The sequence below is a fragment of the Collinsella sp. BIOML-A6 genome, assembly GCF_009875845.1.
In the GTDB taxonomy this organism is placed as follows: Bacteria; Actinomycetota; Coriobacteriia; order Coriobacteriales; family Coriobacteriaceae; genus Collinsella; species Collinsella aerofaciens_H.
Map to the genome: position 1 here is coordinate 1 of NZ_WWSL01000023.1, position 18,302 is coordinate 18,302.

At 57.1% G+C, this 18,302-nt stretch carries 16 protein-coding genes; 7 read left to right on the top strand and 9 right to left on the bottom strand.

The window, feature by feature from the left end; all coding sequences use genetic code 11:
• Positions 1-76 precede the first annotated feature (76 nt).
• The 4 genes from GT495_RS08090 (at position 77) to GT495_RS08105 (ending at position 4,134) form a co-directional block, all read left to right on the top strand.
• Positions 77-679: a transposase gene (locus GT495_RS08090; protein WP_161162238.1), complete on the top strand. Its 603-nt coding sequence runs from the start codon at positions 77-79 to the stop codon at positions 677-679.
• A 131-nt stretch (positions 680-810) separates the two neighbouring features.
• Positions 811-3,084: a transporter substrate-binding domain-containing protein gene (locus GT495_RS08095; RefSeq protein WP_161162239.1), complete on the top strand. Its 2,274-nt coding sequence runs from the start codon at positions 811-813 to the stop codon at positions 3,082-3,084.
• Positions 3,084-3,614 carry a response regulator gene (locus GT495_RS08100; RefSeq protein WP_161162240.1) on the top strand — a complete coding sequence of 177 codons (531 nt, stop codon included), beginning with the start codon at positions 3,084-3,086 and terminating at the stop codon, positions 3,612-3,614. Before GT495_RS08095 ends, GT495_RS08100 begins: the two co-directional genes overlap by 1 nt.
• Positions 3,615-3,654: 40 nt before the next feature.
• Entirely contained in the window at positions 3,655-4,134 is a 480-nt protein-coding gene (locus GT495_RS08105) for a pyridoxamine 5'-phosphate oxidase family protein (protein WP_161162241.1), read from the top strand.
• A gap of 69 nt (positions 4,135-4,203) precedes the next feature.
• On the opposite strand, the gene GT495_RS08110 is transcribed toward GT495_RS08105, so the two are convergent.
• The 4 genes from GT495_RS08110 to GT495_RS08125 form a co-directional block, all read right to left on the bottom strand.
• A complete protein-coding gene (locus tag GT495_RS08110) occupies positions 4,204-6,396 on the bottom strand; it encodes a response regulator (protein ID WP_161162242.1) in 2,193 nt (730 codons plus the stop codon).
• Positions 6,393-7,262, bottom strand: a complete 870-nt coding sequence (locus tag GT495_RS08115) for an ABC transporter substrate-binding protein (RefSeq protein ID WP_161162243.1) — start codon at positions 7,260-7,262, stop codon at positions 6,393-6,395. The genes GT495_RS08110 and GT495_RS08115 overlap by 4 nt, the downstream gene beginning before the upstream one ends.
• 144 nt (positions 7,263-7,406) lie before the next feature.
• Entirely contained in the window at positions 7,407-8,621 is a 1,215-nt protein-coding gene (locus tag GT495_RS08120; protein WP_161162244.1) for a MalY/PatB family protein, read from the bottom strand.
• A gap of 112 nt (positions 8,622-8,733) precedes the next feature.
• Positions 8,734-9,471, bottom strand: a complete 738-nt coding sequence (locus GT495_RS08125; RefSeq protein ID WP_240128151.1) for a tRNA (N6-threonylcarbamoyladenosine(37)-N6)-methyltransferase TrmO — start codon at positions 9,469-9,471, stop codon at positions 8,734-8,736.
• A 141-nt stretch (positions 9,472-9,612) separates the two neighbouring features.
• On the opposite strand from GT495_RS08125, the gene GT495_RS08130 reads away from it, so the two are divergent.
• Positions 9,613-10,440, top strand: a complete 828-nt coding sequence (locus GT495_RS08130; protein ID WP_161162246.1) for a TipAS antibiotic-recognition domain-containing protein — start codon at positions 9,613-9,615, stop codon at positions 10,438-10,440.
• A gap of 51 nt (positions 10,441-10,491) precedes the next feature.
• Complete coding sequence (locus GT495_RS08135) at positions 10,492-10,737, top strand: glutaredoxin (protein ID WP_161162247.1); 246 nt, start codon at positions 10,492-10,494, stop codon at positions 10,735-10,737.
• A 64-nt stretch (positions 10,738-10,801) separates the two neighbouring features.
• Here GT495_RS08135 and GT495_RS08140 read toward each other — a convergent pair whose 3' ends face one another.
• The 4 genes from GT495_RS08140 to GT495_RS08155 all read right to left on the bottom strand — a co-directional run bounded on the left by GT495_RS08140 (position 10,802) and on the right by GT495_RS08155 (position 15,906).
• Complete coding sequence (locus GT495_RS08140) at positions 10,802-11,755, bottom strand: tRNA-dihydrouridine synthase (RefSeq protein WP_161162248.1); 954 nt, start codon at positions 11,753-11,755, stop codon at positions 10,802-10,804.
• 447 nt (positions 11,756-12,202) lie between these two features.
• Positions 12,203-13,468: an MFS transporter gene (locus GT495_RS08145; protein ID WP_022094931.1), complete on the bottom strand. Its 1,266-nt coding sequence runs from the start codon at positions 13,466-13,468 to the stop codon at positions 12,203-12,205.
• Between the two features lie 11 nt (positions 13,469-13,479).
• Positions 13,480-14,544: an ornithine carbamoyltransferase gene (locus GT495_RS08150; RefSeq protein ID WP_006234575.1), complete on the bottom strand. Its 1,065-nt coding sequence runs from the start codon at positions 14,542-14,544 to the stop codon at positions 13,480-13,482.
• 123 nt (positions 14,545-14,667) lie between these two features.
• A complete protein-coding gene (locus GT495_RS08155) occupies positions 14,668-15,906 on the bottom strand; it encodes an agmatine/peptidylarginine deiminase (protein ID WP_161162249.1) in 1,239 nt (412 codons plus the stop codon).
• Between the two features lie 239 nt (positions 15,907-16,145).
• Here GT495_RS08155 and GT495_RS08160 point away from each other — a divergent pair, with 239 nt between their 5' ends.
• A complete protein-coding gene (locus GT495_RS08160) occupies positions 16,146-16,709 on the top strand; it encodes a TetR/AcrR family transcriptional regulator (protein WP_022094929.1) in 564 nt (187 codons plus the stop codon).
• Positions 16,710-16,847: 138 nt separating this feature from the next.
• Here GT495_RS08160 and GT495_RS08165 read toward each other — a convergent pair whose 3' ends face one another.
• A complete protein-coding gene (locus GT495_RS08165) occupies positions 16,848-18,128 on the bottom strand; it encodes an MFS transporter (RefSeq protein WP_117840391.1) in 1,281 nt (426 codons plus the stop codon).
• Between the last annotated feature and the right edge of the window lie 174 nt (positions 18,129-18,302).

The following is an 18,302-nucleotide window of genomic DNA, read 5'->3' on the forward strand; positions in this document are numbered from 1 at the left end:
ATCTGGTCAGCATGCCCCTTGCGGGAAGTGTCGACTTTATGCTGCCGTTTTTGTCGATTTAGATGTTACGGAATACATGGAGCTGCTCGCCGGGTTCGGCGGGGCGTGGGGGATCGCCCGCTCCGGGGCCGGGGGCCCGCGGGCCGAGGCCGCCGGGGAGGCCGCGGCCGCCTCGACTGCGCGCCCGCCGGCGCTCGTCGAGGCCGAGAACAGGCAGGTCAGGTTCCTGGCCGCCCGGATATCGGAGGCCCTCGACGAGGCCGGGGCCCTCGAGGCCGAGACGGCGGCGCTGCTCGAGGGCGACGAGACCTACGCGTGCCTACTCACCGTGCCCGGCATCGGGCCGAGGACGGCGGCGCAGCTCGCGGTGTCGGTCGACATCGGGAGGTTCCCAGACCACGACCACCTGGCCTCGTACTGCGGCATCGCACCGAGGGTGAGAAGCTCCGGCACGTCGGTTAGGTCGGTCAGGGCGTCCAGGCGCGGCGACGCGAGGCTCAAGTCCCTGCTGATCTTCTCGTGCAACAGCCTGGTCAGGTCGTCGGGGCGCTACGGCGAGTACTACCGGGCCTGCAGGGCGCGGGGCATGGGCCACGGGCGGGCGCTCAAGGCCGTCGCGAGAAAGCGGCTCAGGGCGATATACGCCGTGATGCGCGACCGGGTGCCCTACCGGGAGTAGCCCCGACGGTTGACAAAACTATAGGAACACCCAATGACTGCCGGGCGGGAGCGTTTAGCGGTACAGCTGCCGGCTGGGCAGGCTGAGCTGGTATCCTTATGCGGTAATGTCTCGATTCGTTAGGATTGCATGTGAGAGCTGCCACTGTCCTTCGTTCAGTTATATGTCGCGCCCTGCCCATTGTGCTTGCCGCGCTTGCCGCACTGAGTTCCATCGCGCCTGTCCAGGCTTTTGCCGATGACTCTAGTCAGCCAGTCAAGACGGTCCGCGTCGGCTGGCTCGTCAACAACGAGGGCTTCCAGAACGGCACCCCCGGCGAGCGTCTCTCGGGATGGGGTTACGAGTACCTCCAGACCCTGTCGTACTACACGCCCGGCTGGCGGTACGAATACGTCTCCGGCACCTTCACCGAGCTTATGGACATGCTCGAGGCAGGCGAGATCGACCTCATGCCCAACATCTCCTACTCCGAGGAACGCGCCCAAAAGCTGCTCTTTTCCTCGAACGCCGAGGGCACCGAGCGCTACTACATCTACGCCAGGCCCGACCGTGACGACCTGGCCAAGGGTGACCCTCAAGCACTCCAGGGTCTCACCATCGGTTACAACTCCGGTGTTATGCAAACCATCGTCGGCCAGCAGTGGCTCGCCAACGAGGGAATCGCCTGCACATACAGGGAGTATAACGGAGGCTCCGTTCTCTTTGACGCGCTCGCAAACGGCGAGGTCGACGCCATCATCATGAACGACACCATTTCGTCACCCGAGGCGTCGCCCATGTTCTACGTCGGTTCGAGCGACTACTACTTTGCCGTTCCCAAAAGCCGCCCCGACCTGATGGACAACATCAACTCCGCAATGGCGGCAATCAACCGCGTCAACCCCCGCTATAACGACGAGGTCAAATCGAACTATTCAGCGCAAAACAGCGGATCATCCTCGCTCACCGGCGATGAGCGCGCCTGGCTCAAGGCGAACAACAACACCATCACGCTCGGCTACATTACGGGCAAACTCCCCTACTGCAACGAAGACGAAGACGGCAAAATGGAAGGCTCGCTCGCATCGCTTGCGACGACGTTGCACGATAAATTTGGCATTACGGTCAAAACCGTCGCCTTTGATAGCTACAAGATGATGTCAAAGGCCCTGTCAAAGGGAAGCATAGACGTCGCGCTGCCGGTATACCGAGATTACTGGTTTGCCGAGCAATCAGGCGTTGTGCAGTCGGTATCGTTGGGGACCATATCCCTCACCGCCATCCACAGCGGAAGCAACCTGAACAAAGACCTTCAGAACATCGCCTGTACCAAATCATCGTTTATCAACCGAAACGTACTTGAAAGTCTGTTCCCCACAGCGACCGTGACCGAATACCGATCCGACGATGAAGCGTTCGACGCCCTCAGGAGGGGAACGGCGCGCTGCGTCGTCGCTCCCAGTTCACGCGTAAAAACCCTCGGCGATCGTTATGATCTCGAGGACTGCGAGACGGTCGAGCTCCCTGACACCTGCGAGCTCTCGTGCTGGATTTCGCGCGGAAAGCCCGAGCTGCTGGGAATCATCAACAAGGGCATCATCAATGCCGGAGAATCGCTCTCCGCAAGCAATTACTCCTCTACGTCGTACACGGCCCAGGAATCCAACACGCTTCAATTCCTTTATCGCAACCGCACCGCCGTTGCCTCCACCCTCATCGGTATGTTGTCGGTCAGCATCGTCCTGCTCATCTGGGCGCTCGTGCGCGCTCGAACCGAGCGCGAAAAAGCCGACGCCGCCAACGCCGCTAAGACGGCATTCCTCACGCGCATGAGCCACGACATCCGTACGCCGCTCAACGGCATCCTGGGCCTTATCGATATCGAGGAATTGAAGGAAGGCGATATCCAGGTCGCCCGCGAAAGCCGCGCCAAGGCTCGTGTTGCCGCCAATCACCTGCTCTCGCTGATTAACGACATCCTCGAGATGGGCAAAATCGAAGACCGCAAGATAACACTGGAACATGCGCCTTTTAACCTCAAAGAGCTCTGTGACAATACGCTAGTGCTGTGCAAGCTCCGCGCATCCGATAACGGCATCACCATGCAGGACAATAGTCTGCCATACACCACGGGGCCATACATGGTCGGCAGTCCCACCCATATCCGACAGATCATGATCAACCTGTTAGACAACAGCATTAAGTACAACAAGTACGGCGGCTCCGTCACCTTTAGCTCAAAGACCAAGCCACTCGATAACGGGCGCGCGCTCTTTTGCTTTAGCGTTTCGGATACCGGCATTGGCATGACTTCCAAGTTTTTAAAGCATATCTATGAGCCGTTTGCCCAAGAAGGTAACGATGCGCGTAGCAAGTTCCAAGGAACCGGCATGGGCATGCCAATCGTCAAGTCGCTATTGAACTGATGGGCGGCACCATCGAAGTCACCAGCGAGCTCCATGCGGGCACCTCGTTCTACGTGGAGATTCCGCTCGATATCGACAAGAACCCCCAGGCGCGGGCGAATACGGTCGAGGGGGCGCTCGACTGCTCGCTCGCCGACATGAACGTACTGCTCGCCGAAGACAACGAATTGAATGCCGAGATTGCCCAGGCGCTGCTAGAATCCGAGGGCGTCGTGGTCACCCGCGCCGCCAACGGCAACGAAGTCGTCGATCTGTACCTATCGCATCCCGCCGGCAGCTTCGATGCGATCCTGATGGACATTATGATGCCGGGCATGGACGGCTATGAGGCAACCCGCGCGATTCGTCTGAGCGAGAAGGTCGATGCAGCCGATATCCCCATCATCGCGCTCACCGCCAATGCCTTTGCCGAGGACGCCAAGGCGGCACACGATGCCGGCATGAACGCCCATCTGTCCAAACCGCTCGACTTTAACAAGCTCAAAAACATACTCGCCCGCATCAAGAAAAACGGATCCATTTCGCTATAGTTTTTGCAACAACCACGCACGACCAGAAAGGAAGCCAGCGATGTTTAGGCCCTTACGTCGAAAGAAACGCGCCATCACCGACGAGGAAGCGCGCAAACTGCTCGCCACCTGCAAGCGCGGCGTCTTTGCCGTCAACGGCGACGATGGCTACCCGTACGCCATTCCCGTCAACTACTTCTTTGACGCCGAGCACGACAAGATTTATTTCCATGGCGCCAAGGCAGGCCACAAGGTCGACGCACTCAAGCGCGATGACAAGGTCTGCTTTACCGTTTACGGCAACGAGTGGTACAAGGACGGTGACTGGGCTCCCTACGTTATGAGCACCGTCGTCTTTGGCCGTTGTCGCCTGGCGAATGACACCCCCGCGTTTATCGAGGACAAAGTCCGCCAGCTCGCCCTTAAGTACTACCCTTCTGCCGAGGAAGTCGAAGAGGAAATCGCCAAGGACATTAAGGGCGTCCAACTCTACGAGATTACGATTGAGCATCTCTGCGGTAAGCAGATTCAGGAAAAGTAAGCCCCTCAGCAGGTCTCGCAAATAGCAATATGGCCCGGTTCCAACCCACCTTGGAACCGGGCCATATGCTTATGAAACGCCGGCGGCGATGTGTGCTAGCGCCTCGACGAGCTCTTGCGAGCTCACAGGCTTGCTCAGGTGCGCGTTCATGCCCGCCTCGCGCGAAAGCTTGCGGTCGTCGGCAAAGGCGTTGGCACTCACGGCGATAATCGGCGTGGTCGCGGCATCCTCGCGATCGAGCGCTCGAATCTGACGCGTGGCCTCAAGGCCATCGATGCCAGGCATCATGATGTCCATCAACACCACGTCGTACTCGTGCGGTGCGCTCGCGGCAAACGCCTCAACGGCAGACTCGCCATCCTTAGCATGCGTCACGACGGCGCCGACACGGCTGAGCGTAAACTGCGCGATCTCGGCATTCAGATCGTTATCCTCTACGAGCAAAACGCGCAAGCCCTGGAGCGCATCGTCATCGCCCGCATCCGCGCGAACTGCCTGAGGAATCTCGGAGCGTTTGCATTTCTCGAACGGCAGGCGGATGGTAAACGTCGTCCCCTGCCCCAAGACGCTCGTAAAACTCATGGTTCCGCCCATAAGCTCGACCAGCTGTTTTGCGATAGGCGCGCCCAGGCCAGTTCCCGACGAAGCGCCTTCCACCTGCTGCTCCTCGCGGCAAAACGGCTCGTAGAGGTGCTTTTGGAACTCCTCGCTCATGCCAATACCGTTGTCGGCGATCGTGTATTCATAGACGGGGACGCCATCCGCTGGCTCCACCTCGCGGCACACCAGGCGGACATAGCCGCCCTGGCGGTTGTACTTGACGGCATTGCCGGCAATATTGAGCAACAAACGCTTGAGGTGCGTCACGCTCACCCGCGCATAGGGATGATTAAGCGTCTGCTGGTCGGAGATAATTGTCACCAGACGCTCCTCGGCCTGGCGCTCCAGAATATCGCGCACTTCACAGTTGAGGGCCACCAAATTTATGGGCACGAGGTTCAGGTCGACCTGCCCGCTCTCCAGGCGACTCATATCGAGCGCCTCGTTGGCAAGGTCGAGCAGCAGTCCCGATTCCGTCCAGATTTTTGAGCGGCACTCAGTCTGCTTTTGTAGATCGTCCGCATTGGCATCGCCAACCTCGACCATGCCGCGAATGCCGTTGATGGGCGTGCGCAGATCGTGGCTCATGCGACGCAGAAACTCCGTCTTTGCCGAGTTGGCAGACGAGGCCTCACGCGCCGCCTTTGCCAGCTTGTCGCCATAGTCGCGCTCCTGCTGCAGCAAGTCCGTCAAACGTCGACGATCAGCGCGACGACGCACCGTCACAACAACGGCTATAACACCGCCGTAGAGCACCAGCACGCCGGCGGCAACAGCCGCGGCGACCTCAAAGTAGCGCTGCGCCGAGGCATAGGTGTACACATAGAATTTGTGCGCTTTTCCAAATGTGCCCAAATACCACTCGCCGTCGGCGTTAACCAATCTGACCTTACCAGCCAGACATCGATCCTTAATACCGTCGACAATAAAGACATCCGTCGCAGGCAGATCGAACACGCCCAATACGGTGGGTTCAACGGCATTGGTCGCAACGACCTTGCCGTCGCTTTCGATCACGATATTGCCGCTATCGATGGTTTCATAGCCATCAAGCAAGCTCTGCAGTTTGAGTGTATTGCTTGCAACCGCTTTCGCGCTCTGATGCCTTACCGCGATAACGATGCCCTCGCCATCCTGCCGAGTCACGCAGCCAATGTCTGCGACCGAATCATCCGCAAGCGTGATGCGGGCGGTATAGGACTTAAGCGGATGAGTTGCCACCTCAAGCACGGGTGATTCTTTGAGATACGTAGCGAGCGACCCGTAGTCCACATCGCCCGTCGAGGACTCGGACACCAAATTGCCCGATGCGTCCGTCACGATCAGCGCGCTCACGTTGAACTGGTCGGCGTATTGCTCCAGCATGGCGTTATCCACCGAACCGTCGCGCTCCATATCGCGGGCAGCCTCTCCGGCGATCTCCATAACGCGAATCAGGTTTTTGGTCGTATAGGCGCTGTTGAACGCATCGTAGGAAAGACTCTGCGTCGCCACGTAATCGACAACGTCGGCAAAGCGCTGCTCGGCTTGGGCCGTCGTATAACCGTAGCTCATCATGCCGGCAACAACCGAGAGCGCTATCCCCAGCAGAGCGACAAGGAGCCATGCCCCTGTCGAACGATTGCCCCGCTCCTGAGCGGCGTGGTCGGGCGCATCGATCATGACAGGCCCTCCATATTCAAAAATGGCGAAGGGTCATCAAAGTACTTTGACACCAGGCGTTCCATGGTGCCATCGGCAAGCATTTCTTGGTAGGCACGGGTGAGCTTAACGTCGATGCCACGCGTATCGTTGATATCGAAAGCGGTGCCCAAACCAACCTCTAGCAGCGGCTCATCCAAAATGCGATACGTCACACCATAGTCTTTTTCGTAGGTGAGCAGCGTGGACTCATGCGCGGCGATGGCGTCGACCAGACCTTCGACGAGCGCCGGGTTCAGGTATGAGCGGTCCGAAAAGCAGTAGAGCTCTTTGATCTGCGGAACGTTTTCATTTGTGCGATTGAGCAAAATGTCCTCGGGCTTGGTGGTGGACTGAACCGCCACGATCTTATCCTCAAGATCGGCAAGCGTGTAGATATCGCTCTGGGGATCGACCGCGACCACCTGGCGGCTCGCAAGGTACGGGCCGGCCCAACGATATTCGTTTTCGCGACCCGTCATACTAAAGCTGCCCATGACACAATCGAGTTCGCCGCTCGCCAGCAGCTCCTTCTTCTTTTCCCAGTCGATCAGCTGGTATTTTGGCTTGTAACCAATGTGAGCCAAAGCCTCGGTCAATATCTCGACATCCAGGCCAACGATATCGCCGTACTCGTCGGTATACACAAACGGTGGATAGAGGTCGCTGCCGACGTTGAGCGTCTTAAGGTCGTCGTCTTTGACTTGCGAGGCGTCCAGACCTTCTAATGCAGACGTCGAGGCTCCGTCATTCGACCCGGAGCAGCCAGCTATCGCTACGACAAAGACGCTCGCCACTGCAAGCGCAACAAACAACGAAATGGCAACCGAGCGACGGGATCTTTTCATCGAGCTCCATACGATCCTGTTTACAGACTTAAATGGTTAAAGATAATAGCAAACAAAACCACACGAGTGCCCAATTGTTACAGGCGCTTTACCGTGTGGGACCTTCAAGCCGACTTGGCAGAAGGCCCCGCATGCAGTGCTCACTTACCGTGCATTAAAAACGTAGCGGTCCAGGCGGTCGCACGCCTCCCTTACGCGCGAAAGCGGCAGCGCCAGATTCACGCGAATGTGGCAGGGTCCGTGGAACGGGCGGCCGTCCTGATACCCCACGCCCACGCGTGCCCCCTCATCGAGCAACCACTGAATATCGCGGCCATGCTCTCGGCACCACTCGGTGCAGTCCAGAAACACCATGTACGTGCCCTGCGGACGCGAATAGGACACGCCCTCAAAATGCTCGTCCACGTAATCGCAGAAGTACTCGATATTGCCGGCAAGCACCTGGTTGAGCTCGTCCACCCACTCGTAGCCTTGCGGCTGGTAGGCACCGATAAGCGCGTGCATGGAGAGGACGTTCATCTCGTTGTAGTGGGTCTTGTTGGACACGGCGCACACGCGGTCGCGCAGCGTCTCGTTATAGATGATGTGGTAGCTGCCGACCAAGCCCGCCAGGTTGAACGTCTTGCTCGGCGCATAGAGGGCAACCGTGCGCATGCGGGCATCCTCGCTCACCGACTGCGTCGGGATGTGCTTGTGCCCCGGCAGGATGATATCGGACCAAATCTCGTCCGAAATCACCACGCAATCGTGCTGGCAATAGATGTCCATGGCGCGCTCAATCTCGTCGCGCTCCCATACGCGGCCGCAGGGATTGTGCGGCGAGCAGAACACCGCGGCATGGATGTGGTTTTGGGCGAGCTTGTGCTCCATGTCCTCAAAGTCCATACGCCACACGCCCTGGTCGTCGAGCTTAAGCGGGCTGTGGACAATACGATAGCCCGCGGCCTCGATGGACTTGGTAAAGCCGATGTAGGTAGGGCTGTGGACCAGCACCGCATCGCCTGGCTGAACATACGCACGCAGCGTCGACACGACACCGCCCAGCACGCCGTTTTCGTAGCCGATATGTTCAGGGCGCAGACCCTCGACGCCATTGCGGCGGCTCTGCCATTCGATGATGCGGTCGAAATACTCGGAGCGCGGGTTAAAGTAGCCAAACATGGGATGCTGAGCGCGCTGAATGATGTGCTCCTGGACCGTGGGCACCGTGGCAAAATTCATGTCGGCCACCCACATGGGAATGCGGTCGAAGCCCTCGTCGGGTGCGTTCGGAGCCATACCGGGGATCTCGCCCCAGGAGTCAACGGCGATGGAGTCCATGCCGTGGCGATCGATTAGCGAGCTAAAGTCGTATTTCATGCTGAGCTCCCGTGCAAAGTAGACTGTTTCGATAGGCGTTATTGTCCACCAGCGTGGGCGGTTTTGGCATGGGGTTTGGCGCTTAATTTGACGGGTGCGGACGAATGGCCGGTTAGTCTCGCGCGTCGTTGACGGCAACTACGGTTAGCTGGGTTTCATCGACCGTAAACGATATGTCGAGCCCGGCGAAGGCCAGATGATAGACGCGGTTCGGCTCGTGCTTGCTGCCTGCGCGGCGCGGGTCTTGGCGCAGGACCTCGACCAGGCCGGGGAGCTTTGTGGGCGGGACCATATCCTGCAGCGTCTGCGGGAACTCGATGTCGAGCTCTTGCCACGGAGCATCCTCAATCCAGCCGCCGGTCGCATCCGGGTGACAGTCCGCAAACGGAATGTAGGGCTTAATGTCGTAGATGGGCGTGCCGTCGCGCAGATCGGCCCCCAGCACATGGATGATGGGGCCATCGTCGGTGAGCTCAACGTGATCGAGCCTTACGCAGGTAAGTCCGATAGGATTGGGGCGAAACGGGCTGCGCGTGGCAAAGACGCCCGCGCGCTCGGCTCCACCCAGGCGCGGCGGGCGCACGGTTTTCGACCACTTGACGTTGGTGCCGGACCTGTCCTGCGTTTTAGCGTCGACGGCAATATCCTTAGCCGTGCCGCCGGGCGTTCCGTTTTCGAAGCGCCACAGCAGCCACAGGTGAGAGAAGGAGTCCAGACCCTCAACCGCTGCATTGGAGGCAAATTCCGGCTCAAAAACGATGCGTCCCTGCAGATGGGGCGCCAAAAAGCTGTTGCGCGGGATGCCGAACTTCTGCGGCAGGTCGGTATGTATGTGTGCGATAGGTTCCATGCCGGTCATTGTACGGCATGGGGGCATGGGGCGTTACGCGCAATTCTTCGCCGCGGTCCCCCGTCGTGCAACCAACGGTTGCTTGGAAGGGCGCCTGTCACCGCGTATGCTTAAGCCATCAACCAGCAGAAAGGAGCCGCTATGGCCTTTGCAGAAAAGCTCATCGCTGTCCGCCGCGCCCATCACCTTACCCAAGAGCAGCTCGCCGCCAAGCTCTTCGTCACACGCCAGGCCATCAGCCGTTGGGAGCGCGGCGAGGTCACACCGGGCATCGACATGATGAAGCTCATTGCCGCCGTAACCGGCGAGCCCCTGTCTCACCTGCTCGAAATGCCCGAGCACTATTGTCAGAGCTGCGGCATGATACTCACGCCCGACGACTGCGGCACCGATGCCACGGGCGCCACGACCGACCATTACTGCAAGTGGTGCTACGACCACGGCAAGTACACCTACGACACCACCATGGAGGCGATGATCGAGGATTGCGCTCCGCGGCTGGCGCAAAACACCGGCATGTCGCTCGACGAAGCCGTCTCGCTCATGGGCGCCGTCCTGCCGCAACTGGAGCGCTGGCGCACCGTGCAGGAAAACGAGGAGCGCTACGGCGCCGAGGCTCGGAAGCGCTACGGCGATGAGGCGATCGATGCAGCAAACGAAACGTTACTGGACATGGACCCTCAGACATGGAGCGACATGAAAGAACTTGAACGCGCTATTCTGGGTCAGCTCTCGATTGCCATGGGCGATGGCGATGCGAATGGAAGCGAGGCTCGCAAGCTCGTCGCGATGCATCGTCGTTGGATTGGTCTCAACTGGGGACACGAGCCCCAAGACGAAGCATGCCTGGGCCTCGCCCACGGCTATCTTGCCGACCAGCGCTTTGTTGACTACTACGACAAGCCCTGCGGCACCGGAGCCACGGCGTTTCTGGTACAGGCCATTGAGTCGTCGTTGACGCGTGCATAGACCGCGGCGGCTTTGGGTATTTCAATCAAAACCGCAACCGATTGGAGACCTATGACTACTGATCATGAGCTCGTGCTCTACGTTATGACCGGCTGCCCGTATTGCATAAAGGTCAAGCGATTCCTTGCCGATAACGGTGTGACCATCCCCGAGCGCAATATCTCGATCGACGGCGATGCTGAGCAGGCACTCATCGCCGTCGGCGGAAAACGCCAGGTTCCCTGCTTGTTCATCGACGGCAAGCCGCTCTACGAGTCAAGCGACATCATCGCATGGGTGCAGGAAAACCTGCTCTAGTGCAACATAGTCATTGGGGACGTTCATAAATGACTAGTCGTTAAAGAACGTCCCCAACGACTAACTAGTCGTTGAAGCGAGCTGTGGGTGCAAGCGGCTGTTCGCGAAAGACGCGCTCGACGGCAGCGCGGTATTCGTCGACCTTTTTGGTCTTGCGTACGATCTTGTGGACGGTAGCGGGATCAGCGAAAGCGCACTTGGCGTAGAACCACCACTCCTTCATGCGGAAGACCGCATTGCCGCCAATCTCTTCTGCATATGCCGCAAACAGCGTGTCGTGGAAGCGCTGCAGCTCAGCAGCCGTTGCAGCAGGGCCGCCCTTGACCATGCGAGCCAGAGCGGGGTTCGCGAGCAGGCCACGCCCCAACATCACATGGCGCGTGCCGGGATAGGCCTCCACCAGCGCATCCATATCCTCAAGATCAAAAATATCGCCGTTATAGGCAACCGGGAACGGCGCACGCTCCAGCGTCTCGCCATAAAACTCTTTGCGCGGCGAGCCCGCATAACGGTCCTTCTGCACGCGCGGATGCACGATCAGCTCTGCCAGCGGCATGCGGCAATATAGATCGAGTACGCGTTCGTATTCGTCGTCGCTCTCCAACCCCAACCTGGTCTTGACCGATACCGGCAGCGGAGAGCGCTCACACACGTCACTCAAGAACACCTCAAGTTCGTCGAGATTACGCAAGAAACCCGAGCCCTTGCCCTTGGCGACAACCGTCCCCGAGGGGCAACCCAAGTTGAGATTGACCTCGCGATAGCCCATGTCGGCGAGCACCTGTGCCGCCCACACAAACTCGTCCGCGTTCTTGGACATCAGCTGAGGCACCACGTTGAGCCCCTGGTTATTGGCAGGATCGATCTCCTTAAACGCCTTGCCGCCAAAGCGGTTTCCCACCCGCGGCGGCGGCAAAAACGGCGTGTAATAGCAATCGAGCGCACCGAAGCACTCCGCATGCACGCGACGGAACACATGCCCGGTAATCCCCTCCATGGGGGCCAGCGAAAGGATCATCTACTCTTCTCTCATATCAACACAACAAAGGGGCCGTCCCTTTGTCACATGCATTATGCCTTGCGCTTCAGGCGATTCACAAGGAAGAGGTAGCTACTGAACGATGACCACCCTCCAGCCGCACCCCATACAACGAGGTCTAATACTTTTCCTGAGAAGTGAACGAGTGAAAACGGGCCCCGAAGCATCTGCACTTTCGAGATGCAATTTCCTGCGGTTTTGCCAGCCAAATCCTGCGGGTTTGACGTCTAAAAATGTCGATGCTTCGGAGGCCCAAGTATGGCCGTTCACTTCTCGGAAAAGTATTAGACCTCGATTTACATGCCACTCAATGTGACAAAGTGGCTGCTCCTTTGTCACATTCGATGAAAAAGGGCACCGATGTTAGTCGATGCCCCAAAGCGGCTGCAGGTTAAGCCCTACAGCGTATGTCTAAGACGAATCGAACTATTCGTCCCAGGAGAGGTTCTTACCAGTCTTTTTTGCCAGCAGCAAGAACAGGCCGATAATAACGTTGCATGCGATGCAGAAGATGAAGACGCCCTGGAAGGAGCCGACAAGCTCATAGACCTTCATCATAACGGGCATGCCAAAGGCGCCGACGATATAGCCCACGGAGCAGATCAGCGCGAAGATGCGACCGAAATCGCGGGAGCCAAAGACATCCATAACCAAAACGGTCAGGGCAGTGCCAGCGATGACGTACATTACGTCGTTCACGCCTGCTGCGAGGATGCTGAGCGTCGAGTTGCCGCTGCTCATCATGAGCATGACAAAGGAGAGGATGGAGACAGCGAGCCAGCCCAGAATGGCCTTCGTGCTGCCGAACCTATCGCAAGTGGTGCCGACGATCGGATTGAGGAACAGATCGAAGAGCGATGCAGCGGATACCATGAAGCCGCCCACCATGGGGCTAAAACCAACCTCGGAAGCATACGTCGGGAAGAGCTGGTTCATGCAGCAAGTGAGCTGAACGAGACAGAGGAAGCCGATGCAGAAGAAGAAGGCAGGCGACTTAATGGCGCGCGCATAGCTAACGCCACGCGTGCTATCCTCGGTCGTCTCCTCGGTCTCGGTGACCGTCTCGCCCTCGACGTAGCCATAGGGCAGCATGCCCTTGTCCTGAGGCTTGTAGCGGATGATCAGAATGGAAGCTGGGAGAATGAGCACTGCGGAAACACCGGCGAGCACCAGATAACCAGTTCTCCAGCCAGCGGCCTCGATGACAGAGGTGATGACGGGACTCATGATGAGCATGTAAATCGAGTTCACTGCCCAAGCGAGACCGATTGCCAGGCCACCAGATTTTTTGAACCACTGGTCAATAACGTCGGACATAGCGACGCCGGTGGTGAAGGCGAAGCAAACGCCAATCAGGGCGCCAGCGGCGATGAACATCCAGACTTCGGTGTAGAAGGCCATGCCTGCGCCGGCAGCGAGCAAAATAAGCTCGACAACGGGGAGCCAAACCTTGCCAACGACCTTGGGAATGAGTTTTCCGACAAACGGAAGAGCTGCCGCAAGACCAATGAGCGTTGCGGTGAAGTAATACGAGAAGATGGAATAGTCAAACCCGAACTCCTCGCACACGGGTGCGACGAAGGAGCCCGCGATGACGCTATAGGATCCGGTCGTGCCGGCAGACATAAGGCCGAGCGCGATTACGAGAACCCATGCGTAAACCTTGCTGCTCTTTAACTTTGCATTTTCCATTGACGCAGCTCCTAGAGACCCAGAAGGGCACACATAACGGCCTTGATGGTGTGCTGACGGTTCTCTGCCTCACGGAAGATGACCGAAGCGTTGGCCTCAAAGCACTCGTCGGCAATCTCGAAACCCTCGGTGATGATCTCGCGATGAAGGTCGTTCTTGCACTGGTCGAGGAGCATCTTGCCAACACGGTGATCCGCGTTGTGGACAGAGGGAAGCTCATGCATGCAGAAGATGTCGGGATTGTTGGTGCGCTTGCACAGCTCGCTGGTGACGCGATAGGGGTACAGAGACTCGGCATCGCCCAACCAGGAGTTGTAGTCGTCGGGATCCAGAACCTCTTCTCCGCACTCGGGGTTGATGTAGCGCCACTCCTCGGTAACGATAACGTCAACGCCATCCAGGGCATCGAGGTCAGAGGTGATGGTAAAGGTCCTATTGGGAGCGTACTTGGCGTAGCAGGCCTCCACCTCTTCGATCATTTCCTTGCACATCTGATGACGGAGGTCGTCGGGGCCGATGGCGAGGAAGTCCATGTCGAGCATAGCGCACAGACGGCCATACCACACTGGGGCGCCGGCGCAGTTGCCAACGAAAGCCATCTTCTTGCCGCGGCTCGTACGCAGACCGCCCCATTGCTCTTCCATCGTAAGAGCGTCAGCGAGCATCTGAGTCGGGTGATCGCCGAGAGTAAGGGCATTGATGACCGGGATGTCAACCAGGTCGGCGACGTCATAGAGGAACTGCTCGTCCTTCTGTGCGCGGTAGACGATGAGATCGTACATGCCGTTAAAGACGCGCATGGCATCCTTGACGGTCTCGCAGTCACCCATGTGGGAGTTGGTCAGATAAGTGAAGCCCATGCCCAAATCATTGCAGGAGGTCTCGAATGCGCAACGAGTACGGGTCGAGCCCCACTCAAAGTTGGCGAGGACGTTTTTGCCGGGGAAGTAGCGCTGGTCGACACCAGACTTCTTCTGAGCCTTAAGGTTCCAAGCAAGATCGATGAGATAGCGGAAATCCTCGGAGGAGAGATCATGGATGTTGATGTAGTCGCGACCGCGGAGGCTGTTGTTCATGCCTATTTCCTTTCGAATTATTATCAAAATTATTGTTGAATGTGTCCCCGAGGAAAACACGGATATCCCTCGGGGAGCGGTACATGTGGCGCCTAAGCCAAAGAGCGCAGGCTCTAAGGCTCACTAACGACTGGCCGCCACGTCCTTAGTCCAGCAGTGCACGCCGCCGCCGGACAGGTTAAGCGCGAGGGAATCAATCATGATGACTTTGCGATCGGGGAAGCAGCTCTCAAGAACTGCCTTGGCCTGCTCATCCTTCTCTTTCACGACCTCGCTCATGCCCTCGTGGTAATAACGCTGGCCAAGAACGACGCCGTTGCAAATCAGGAAGTTGCAGTAGCTCGCTGCGGCGTAGAAGTGGACGGGGCCCTCGGGCCAGGGGGTGCCATCCATAAACTTGCCGCCCATTTCGTCGATGAAGCCCTTATAGAGCTCGTAATCTTCATCGCCAGGGGCGATAACGACTTCAATAGGCTCGGCGGCGGGCATACGAACGATCTCGAAGGGCTTGCCCTCCCAGTCCGTTTCGTTGCTCAGGATCTCGTAGGCTGCCTCAATGCGGCGACGAGACTCTGCTCCAGCCTTGCTCGAGGCTGCCTCTTCATCGGACACCTCAGCAAGAAGAATCTTGTTCGGAGTGATAAAGCGACACATCTCATCAATGTGAGCTGCAAAGCTCATGCCAAAGACGGGAGTTCCGTCTTCCTTCTCGTCGAGGATGCCCAGTCGATAGTCGTCGTCCTCGAGCATAGGCTGCGGAAGCCAGATAACCTTGTTGAGGTTGTAGATGCGCTTATACTCGGCCTCTACTTCCTCTTTCGTGAACTCGGGATTACGCTTGCGGCATTCCGTGTCCTCGATGGCGATCAGAGTGCCGTGACCGTCAAACTCGCGGTCGCCGCCCTCCGAAACCATTTCGGAATTGACGATATCGAAGCAACCGAGCGCAACCGCCATGTGAACGGCTGCCTTACGTGCGGACTGGCACTCCGGGGAGTTCTTGTCCCACACGCCGTAATAGGTCCAAGCGGGGTTGACCATATAAGAATGGCCCTTGTCGTCGACCATGATGCTGGGACCGTTGTCGCGGACATAGAAGTTGGAGTCTTCGAACTGCGTGATCTCGATGCGATCGAGATCAACCCCCTCCTCCTTCAGGCGCGAGCAAGCCTCCTCATAGGAGCCGGGGGTGCCGCAATTGAGGTTGACCGTAACGTCGCCATACTCGAGCAGAGCCTTGATCACGTCAACGCAGGGCTGGCGGTTATCGTAGCCCTCTGCACGGATGTAATCGGGAAGCCATGTCACATAGACGTTGGAGCGCTTCTCGAACTCGCCCGGCATACGATAGTTCTCGTACATGGTTGGTCCTTCCGTCGGGTTTCCCGCGATGCTGTCCGGCCGCGACAATAGCGGGGTTTCACCTGCTATAGTACTACTATACCTACCGTTCGGTAGATAATTTTGAATAATTGCCGCTCGCCTACTGATACATACCGTTCGCCGTATATAGTGGTCATGTTTGGACACGAATTGATGTTCCGTTGCCATCCTTAATAATGTTGGTAGTGCGGAAGTGATTTGCAATGGAGAAATGCAGCGTGAGCACAAGAAAAAAAATATTGGACGCAATGTACGATCTTGTGGCAGAAGTCGGTTATGACAAAGCGTCTATCGGAAAGATTTGCGACTTTGTCGGTATATCCAAGCCGTCGGTGTACTACTACTTTCCCTCAAAAGAGGAGATTTTCACTACGCTCTTGGACAGCATGTTTCCGACCATTGACTATCAGCGCGACTACTCGCTAATAGTCGATAGGGACGGGTTCAAGGCCGCGCTTATCGAGCTCGGCAATTCAGTTATAGGTGGCTATCGAAGCGATGAAAAGCGCCGGCGCGTGCTGGCCGAGGTTAGCGTTCAAGCAAATCGAATTCCTGCAGTTCAGGAACGTCAAGCGACGGCGACCAAACGAACCATGGATGCGCTTAAAGACATCCTTCTTCATGGTGTAGAGATTGGCGCGTTTTCCGATAGCGCCGACGTAATGCTCTACGTACAAATTCTTTATACCGTTCTGGAGGGAGCAAGCAATACGGTCGCTCAAGGTGAGGATATTGATGAGAAAGCGGTTTGGGCGGGAATAGTCGAGCTTATGTTCAAATAAACCAGCCAAGCTGAAGCGCATGTTGGCACCCATGGTGCCTGCGGGCAACCTTTAAAACGAAAACAGGGGTCGACTCCAGTCTGGCTTGGAGTCGACCCCTGTTGCATGGCAATCTATGCCGATGCAAATCGGCGCTTATTACTTTTCAGCAGCCTTATTGAGAAAGCCGGAAACGATAGCAAACGCAGCAATCATAAGGTTGCAGGCAATGCAGAAGATAAATACTCCCTGGAATGACCCTGCCATGCCGTAAACCTTCATCATGACCGGCATTCCAAAAGCACCGACGACATAGCCCGCTGAGCAAACGATCGAATAGATCCTTCCAAAATCGCGTGATCCAAAGAGCGAGAGGAGAAGCATCGGCATTGCGGTTCCAACGATGGCGAACATGACATCGTTTACACCAGCTGCAATGATGGAAACGGTCTCATTGCTTCCACCAATGATAAGAAGCAGGAATGAAAGAATGCTGACACCTGTCCATGCGACCGTTGCTTTAATAGCGCCAAGCTTGTCGCATGTTTTGCCCACGAAGGGATTTAGGAAGATATCGGAGAGTGAAGCTGCCGAGACCATTAAGCTTCCTACGATAGGATTGAAACCGACCTCGCTTGCATAGGTTGGAAACAGCTGGTTCATGCAGCAGGTGAGCTGCGCCACGCAAAGCAAGAGGACACAGAGAATAAAAGACGGCGTTTTCGCGGCATCGCGGAGTGCCATGCCCGAAAGGACATCTTCCTGCTCATCGGCGCTGCAGCTCTCATGGGTTTCGGAGGCGGTCTCTCCGTACGGAAGCATATTGCGATCAGAGGGGTTAAGGCGAATGATAAATGCGCTTGCAGGCAAAATCATAGCTGCAGAAACGGCCGCAAGCACGATGTATCCCGTACGCCAGCCTTGCTGCTCGATGACCAGCGTAATGACAGGACTCAATAACAGCGTGCAGAGAGAATTAACGCCCCAAGCGAGGCCGATGGCGAGACCGGACGATTTGCTGAACCATTGGTCAATGACATCGGACATGCAGACGCCCGTTGTAAACGAAAAGCAGATGCCGATCACTGCGGCGGAGACGGTGAACATCCAGACCTCGGTGTAGAACGCCATTGCGGCGCCGGCGGCAATAAGGACGAGTTCAATGCAAATATGCCATGGTTTGCCGATTACTTTTGGAATGAAGCGACTCAAAAGCGGAAGCCCAAGCGCAAGGCCAAGAAGAATCGCGGTGAAATAGAAAGAAAAAGAAGTGTAGTCAAAGCCCAGATCTTCACATACTGGAGCAACGAATGAGCCGGCAATAATGCTATATGTGCCAGTTGTTCCGGCGGACATTAAGCCGAGCGCAATAACGACGACCCAAGCAAATGCGCCGCTTTCACGGAGACAATCTTTTTTGGCTGGTGTGGTGAGAGTCATGGTTGCTCCATTTCTATCGGCAATACATCCTATATGCCTACCGATAGGTATATAAACCAGAGGACTCTTCGTCAAGCATTAAGCGGGGAGAGGGAGTTCTTAACGTGCCGAACGGTAATTGGGCCCTTGCAAAATCGAGGTCTAATACTTTTCCCGAGAAGTGAACGACCGTTT